The organism is Streptomyces tricolor, from assembly GCF_002155905.1.
GTDB classification, from domain to species: Bacteria; Actinomycetota; Actinomycetes; order Streptomycetales; family Streptomycetaceae; genus Streptomyces; species Streptomyces tricolor.
Genome location: NZ_MUMF01001006.1, coordinates 1 through 1,395, shown reverse-complemented (window position 1 = coordinate 1,395; position 1,395 = coordinate 1). Strand labels below are relative to the sequence as shown.

The following is a 1,395-nucleotide window of genomic DNA, read 5'->3' as shown; positions in this document are numbered from 1 at the left end:
TGGAGGTGGTGACCGGCACCTCGGCCGTCGCCCAGCGCTTCCTGCAGCTCCAGCTGGGCGCGGCCGAGGAGGTGTGCGCGCTGGTCACCGGCAATCCGGTGGCCGTGTCCGGCATGGAGAACGACGCCGAGGAGCAGGCGGCCGGGCGCGGGGTGCGCTACCGGGTGGTCGTGGAGCGCTCGGTGCTGGACCTGCCGCACGGGCTGACCGAGCTGACGGCGGCGCTCGGCCGCCTGCTCCTCGGCGTCGTTCTCCATGCCGGACACGGCCACCGGATTGCCGGTGACCAGCGCGCACACCTCCTCGGCCGCGCCCAGCTGGAGCTGCAGGAAGCGCTGGGCGACGGCCGAGGTGCCGGTCACCACCTCCACCAGGTCGTGCACCGCCGGTTCGGCCGCCGCCGCCCGGTACTCCTCCGCGAGCAGCGCCGCCGCCAGCTCCGCCTTCTCCAGCTCGTGCCGCTGCTGGGTGAGCAGGGCGCCCAGCGCCACCCCGGGCGGCGCCGCCACCCAGCGGCCCGGCCGGGCCGAGGACTGGGCGGCCAGACCCTGCCGCTCCAGCCGGCGCAGCGCCCGCTCGGTGTCCTGCTCGGCCAGCGTCAGGCGCCGCGCCAGATCGGCCACGTCGGCCGCGCCCACGGACACCAGCGCCCGGTACGCCGCCTCGTGCGTCTCGTCGAGCCCTATCGCTGCCAGCATCGGCCCACGTCCCTCCCTGCGCACCTGTCACGGAAGCGGGCCGGCCTGGCGGAAACCGGCCACGGCGTAAACCCGCCGCCGCCCATCATCGCCGTAGCGGCGGGGACTCTGCCAAGGTGGGCAGCACCGAGGGACGCGCGGCCGTGTACACGTTTCACCGCCGCGCCCCGAGGAACCCAGGACGGTGGCCCGGGCCCGGACGTGCGCGCGCACGAAGGGGATGCGGGGCCGGGTCACTTCGGACGCCGCCGGGCGGTCCTCCCGTGGGGGGTGGGGCCGCCCGGCGGCCACCAGCCTCTTGTCGTACGGCAGTTCACCCCCTCACTCGACACGCCGTTCGACGCGACGGATGCGCCGGATTTTCCCGATGCCCCGTTTTCATACGGCCCGTGCGGTGGACAATCAGAGGCATGAGCCAGCAGGGGGGAAGACCCGCCCGTCATGAGGACGACTGGTGGGGGGAGCTGTACGACGACTCCCCCCAGGACACGGGTCCCACGGCAGCGCCCGATTCCCTGGACGACCGGTACGCCTCGGCGCGCAGCGCGGTGGCGGGGCGGCCGGCGGACACGCGGCCGGCGGACACCCTGGAACCGCCGTCGGCGGAACCGGCACCGCCCGAGCCGGCGCCTCCGGACTCCTCCGCCTCCCCGCCCGCGCCCGCGAGAGCGGCGGTGCCGCCGCTCTCGCGGGCGCG

At 75.8% G+C, this 1,395-nt stretch carries 1 protein-coding gene and 1 pseudogene; one reads left to right on the top strand and one right to left on the bottom strand.

Annotated elements, in window-relative coordinates; all coding sequences use genetic code 11:
* Nucleotides 1–698, bottom strand: a 698-nt coding sequence (locus tag CCN44_RS42360; protein WP_244204084.1) for a helix-turn-helix domain-containing protein, incomplete at its 3' end; no start/stop codon positions are given.
* 410 nt (nt 699–1,108) lie between these two features.
* Here CCN44_RS42360 and CCN44_RS47220 point away from each other — a divergent pair.
* Nucleotides 1,109–1,395: pseudogene (locus CCN44_RS47220) on the top strand (protein phosphatase 2C domain-containing protein); the annotation flags it as partial.